Annotated in this window: 5 protein-coding genes; 3 read left to right on the top strand and 2 right to left on the bottom strand. The window is 67.8% G+C overall.

Translation table 11 applies throughout. The features are described from left to right. Positions 1 to 377: 377 nt before the first annotated feature. Positions 378 to 1,043 (bottom strand): hypothetical protein, encoded by a 666-nt coding sequence (locus ABE522_RS17380; protein ID WP_346592770.1) that lies wholly within the window; start codon positions 1,041 to 1,043, stop codon positions 378 to 380. 22 nt (positions 1,044 to 1,065) lie between these two features. After that, on the bottom strand, positions 1,066 to 1,725 hold the full coding sequence (pyrE, locus tag ABE522_RS17375; RefSeq protein WP_346592769.1) for an orotate phosphoribosyltransferase: 660 nt from the start codon (positions 1,723 to 1,725) through the stop codon (positions 1,066 to 1,068). Positions 1,726 to 1,856: 131 nt separating this feature from the next. On the opposite strand from pyrE, the gene ABE522_RS17370 reads away from it, so the two are divergent. From ABE522_RS17370 to ABE522_RS17360, 3 genes are all read left to right on the top strand, one after another. Further along, positions 1,857 to 2,657 carry an exodeoxyribonuclease III gene (locus ABE522_RS17370; protein ID WP_346592768.1) on the top strand — a complete coding sequence of 267 codons (801 nt, stop codon included), beginning with the start codon at positions 1,857 to 1,859 and terminating at the stop codon, positions 2,655 to 2,657. After that, positions 2,654 to 3,958: an AmpG family muropeptide MFS transporter gene (locus ABE522_RS17365; protein WP_346592767.1), complete on the top strand. Its 1,305-nt coding sequence runs from the start codon at positions 2,654 to 2,656 to the stop codon at positions 3,956 to 3,958. Before ABE522_RS17370 ends, ABE522_RS17365 begins: the two co-directional genes overlap by 4 nt. A 76-nt stretch (positions 3,959 to 4,034) precedes the next feature. Next, entirely contained in the window at positions 4,035 to 4,262 is a 228-nt protein-coding gene (locus ABE522_RS17360) for a hypothetical protein (protein WP_101098213.1), read from the top strand. Positions 4,263 to 4,611: the final 349 nt, after the last annotated feature.

Raw genomic sequence — 4,611 nt, 5'->3', positions numbered from 1 at the left:
GATTTCTGGTTTGGCACGGGCGGGAGGGATTGGTGGGGGACGGCAAGAACTGCATCCATGCGGGCCTCGGTTCGCGCCCACCAAGGCGCGCAACGCCCCCACCAACCCCCCCCCCCCCCCCCAGACCAGACCCCCCCCCCGCCCCCCCCCCCCCCCCCCCCCCCCCCCGGCCCTGACAGTCCGCGCGCGCGTCGCGCCACGTAAAAAATAGAGGAAAAGCGGTAGCGCCGACCCATGGTCGGCGAGCGCTGCGGGCCGTTGGCGGAAACATCCCGCCGACCATGGGTCGGCGCTACCGACGGCTTCGTTGGCGCGTCGGGTGGAGGGAGCCCCTGAGGCAGGGGTTGCCGCGAAGCGGCAGCGCGCCACGCGTGCCCTCACGCCTCTGGCGTAACACCTTTCAGCAGGCGGAAACGCTGCACGGTTTCTTCGATCTCCGCGTCCAGTTCGACGCGCTGGCGCTCGAACGTGGCCTGCATGCGCTGCTGCGCCAGCAGTTCGCCGTGGCGCTTGCGGATGGTGGCTGCCGGCTTCTCGCCCACCGGACGCCCGGCCAGTTCGTTGTCGCCGGCACCGGCCAGGGCGGTGAACAGCGCATCGCGCAGGCTGGCCACGTTGTAGCGCGCGGTGTTGATGTTGTTGTCGAGGATGCCGACGCGCTCGGAAAACACCCGCCGCAGGTCCGCCTCGTTGCTGTAGGTGGACAGCATTGCCTGTTCGGTCCGCTGGCGGGTCTGCCGGGCCATTTCGTCCAGCCGGGCCTGGGCCTCGGCCGCAGCCGCATCGGCGCGCTCGTCTTCGTTGAGCGCGCGCTGCACCTGGCCGCTGCGCAGCCCGCTGCGTGCGCTGAATTCTTCCCGCGCATTGTTGACCGCGTCCGCAGGCAGTGCGTCGCTGCAGATGCGCTCGCTGCCCTCGTTCCAGCAATACAGTTTCTTCGCCTGCGCCTCGGCACTCCTGGCCGGGCGCTTGGACTGCTGCGCGCTGGCCACGCACGGCGTGGCCAGCAGCAAGGCAGCGATGATGGACAGCTTCCTCAACATGGCGACCACCCCCTTGGGTCGTTCAGTGTGTCGGACGACTGCCATATCGGGACCGGTAGTCCGCCAGCGGCTGCCGGTAGCCGACAAGTTCCGGGTTTCCGGACGCGAAATCAAGCAGGTCGGCCATCGTCGCCACCGCGATGACCGGAATGCCGGCTTCTTCGGCCACGGCCTGCGCAGCCGAGCGCGGATCGGTCTCCGATGCGATCTCCTGGCGGTCCAGGGCCACCACGATACCGGCCGGAACACCGCCGGCAGCGCGGATGATGGCCATCGCCTCGCGGATCGCAGTGCCGGCGGTGATGACGTCATCGACAATCAGCACGCGCTTGCCGGTCATGTCCGCGCCGATCAACTGGCCGCCTTCACCGTGGTCCTTCACTTCCTTGCGGTTGAACGACAGCGGCAGGTCACGGCCACGCTGGGCAAGTTCGCAGGCCATCGCGGTGGCCAGCGGGATGCCCTTGTAGGCCGGGCCGAAGACCACGTCGTACTTGAGGCCGGCATCGTCGATGGCATCGGCGTAGCACAGGGCCAGCTGGGCCATCTTCGACCCGGAGTCGAAGCGGCCCGCATTGAAGAAATAAGGGCTCAGCCGGCCGGATTTCAGCGTGAACTGGCCGAAACGCAGGGCGTCGGCGCTCAGGGCCAACTGCAGGAAACGGTGACGATGGTCGCTCATCTGACTCAATCTATCTTCATCTTGGAATGTAAAGCCTACTAGAAGGCGGGCCCGGCGTCCTTCCACGGTCGGCGCATCGGCGCTGAACCGGTATGCTGGGCCGGTTTCCGCCGCCACCCTGAATCGACCGCATGCGCATCATCAGCTTCAACGCCAACGGCATCCGCTCGGCTGCCAGCAAGGGCTTCCTGGAATGGTTCCGCGCCCAGGACGCCGACGTCCTGTGCCTGCAGGAAACCAAGGCACAGGAGGCCCAGCTGTCCGATCCGATGTTCCGTCCGGATGGCCACCACTGCTTCTACCGCGATGCCAGTACCAAGAAGGGCTACAGCGGGGTTGCGATCTACAGCAAGCGGGAGCCCGACCAGGTCATCACTTCGCTGGGCTGGGCGCCGTTCGACGAAGAGGGCCGCTATATCGAAGCGCGGTTCGGCAACCTCAGCGTGGTCTCCTTCTATATCCCGTCGGGAAGCTCCGGCGACCTGCGCCAGGGCTTCAAGTTCGACGTGATGGAATGGCTGCGGCCGATCCTCGACCAGTGGCTGCACAGCGGCCGCGATTACGTGCTGTGCGGGGACTGGAACATCGTCCGTTCCGCGCTGGACATCCGCAACTGGAAGTCCAACCAGAAGAATTCCGGCTGCCTGCCGGAGGAGCGCGACTGGTTGAACGCGTTGTGCGCCGACCACGGCCAGGCCACCGATCTGGCCAGCGGACGCGGCTGGGCCGATGCCTACCGCGTGCTGCACCCCACTGGCGAGGACTACACCTGGTGGAGCAACCGCGGCGCGGCGCGCGCCAACAACGTCGGCTGGCGCATCGACTACCAGTTCGTCAGCCCGGGCCTGCGTGATCGCCTGCGGGGTTGCTCGATCTACCGCGATGAGCGCTTCTCCGACCACGCCCCGTTCTGCGTGGATTACGCGCCGTGACCGGCCCCGCCGCGCCGGTGTCCTACAAGGGCTGGGCCGGCATCAAGCGGGCTTTCGGCACGCCTTCGGCGCTGACCATGGCGCTGCTCGGCTTCGGCAGTGGACTGCCGTTCCTGCTGATCGCCTCGCAGACGCTGTCCACGCGCCTGCGCGATGTCGGCCTGGACCTGGGCAGCATCGGCCTGATCAGCCTGGCCAGCTTTTTCTATCTGCTGAAGTTCCTCTGGGCACCGGTGCTGGACCGCTATGCGCTGCCGCTGCTGGCCTTCATGGGGCGGCGCCGGTCGTGGCTGCTGGCCTCGCAGGTGCTGGTGCTGGGCGGGCTGGTGGCGCTGGCCTTCGTGCGGCCGGAACAAGGCGTGGGACCGCTGGTTTTCTGGGTGCTGGTGGCCTCCTTCGCCGGTGCCACCCAGGATTCAGTGGTCGATGCCTACCGCATCGAAATCGCCCCGGATGCCTCGCAGGCCGCACTGGCCGCCACCTACACGCTGGGCTACCGCATCGGCCTGATCCTGGCCGGCGCCGGTGCCCTGTACCTGGCGGAGTTCGAAGGCTGGATCGTCGCCTACCTGGCGATGGCCTCGTTGATGCTGCTGCCGATCCTCACCACCCTGTTCTGCCGGGAACCGGCGCGCCCGGAAGCGGCCGTACAGCGTCGCATCGACGTCGCCGAAGCGTTCGTCCAGCCGATCGCCAGCTTCTTCACCCGCAACGGCGTGGCACTGGCTGTCGGCCTGCTGGCGTTCGTCGGGCTGTTCAAATTCCCCGACCAGGTGATCGGGGTGATGGCCGGGCCGTTCTACCTTGATTCGGGTTTCGACAAGGCCGACATCGCCACGGTCTCCAAGCTGTTTGGCGTATGGATGGGCATCGGCGGCGCCTTCCTCGGCGGTATCGCGGTGGCTGCGTTCGGTTTCCGCCGCATGCTGCTGGTCGCCGCCCTGGGCGTGGCGCTGTCCAACCTGGCGTTCCTGCTGATGGCACACAATCCCGGCCAGCTGTGGGCGTTCTACGCTGCGCTCAGCGCCGACAACCTGTTCCAGGGCTTTGCCGGCACCGTGCTGGTGGCCTTCATGTCCTCGCTGACCGACCGCAACTTCACCGCCACACAGTACGCCCTGCTGGTATCGCTGGCCAACCTGCCGGGCAAGTTCGTCGGTGGAGTGTCCGGCTACATTGTCGAAGCCACGTCCTACAGCACATTCTTCCTGCTCAGCGCGGTCACCGTGGTGCCGACCCTGCTGCTGCTGGCCTGGCTGTGGCCGCGCCTCTCCGACCGCAGCGCCCCTGCTGCCGGTTGATTGCCTGCGCGGGCGCGGTGCGGGATGATCGCCTGTCGGCACCGTGGGGGCGGTGCGCTGGAATGGGGAAACAAGCATGGCGGACCTGCTGCTGCAGGAAGTAGACCCGATGATCCTGGACCGGATAGCCCGGCTGGCGGTCGCGCGTGGCTGGACCCAGGCCCAGACCTGCGTGGCGGTGCTGGAGCAGGGGTTGTTTTCCACTGAACTGGAAGTGCGCAGCGGCTTCGCCGATCCCGAAGTGGATGCGCTGGCCGACGCCATTGCGGCGCTGCAGGCGCTGCCCGCCGGCCACGGCTTCTAGCCGCAGGTCCACGTCGAACGGCGGAGCCCCTCGCGGTGGGTGGGTCCACGCCATCGCATGCGCGCTGTCGCTCCCACGCTTTGCTACGCAAACCGCGGGCCCCGTCTCACCATCACCCACACCCCGCCGCTTCGCGGCCGCCCCTGGCTCAGGGGCTCCCTCCACCCGGCGCGCCACGGGGACCTCCGGTAGCGCCGACCCATGGTCGGCGGAATGTTCCCGCCAACGGCCCGCTGCGCTCGCCGACCATGGGTAGGCGCTACCGCTCCTCTTTTTTTTACGTGGCGGGCGCCCGCGGACTGTCAGGGCCGGACGGGAGGGGTTCGTGGGGGCGTTGAGCGCCATGGAT

It is taken from the genome of Stenotrophomonas lacuserhaii (assembly GCF_039674585.1).
Lineage (GTDB): Bacteria > Pseudomonadota > Gammaproteobacteria > Xanthomonadales > Xanthomonadaceae > Stenotrophomonas > Stenotrophomonas pennii_A.
Note: the sequence above shows the minus strand (reverse complement) of the source record. Positions and strands in the feature narration are given on the sequence as shown.

Coding starts and splice junctions, on each gene's coding strand:
- ABE522_RS17380 (WP_346592770.1), bottom strand. CDS start 1,043: ATGTTGAGGAAGCTGTCCATCATCGCTGCCTTGCTGCTGGCCACGCCG.
- pyrE (WP_346592769.1), bottom strand. CDS start 1,725: ATGAGCGACCATCGTCACCGTTTCCTGCAGTTGGCCCTGAGCGCCGAC.
- ABE522_RS17370 (WP_346592768.1), top strand. CDS start 1,857: ATGCGCATCATCAGCTTCAACGCCAACGGCATCCGCTCGGCTGCCAGC.
- ABE522_RS17360 (WP_101098213.1), top strand. CDS start 4,035: ATGGCGGACCTGCTGCTGCAGGAAGTAGACCCGATGATCCTGGACCGG.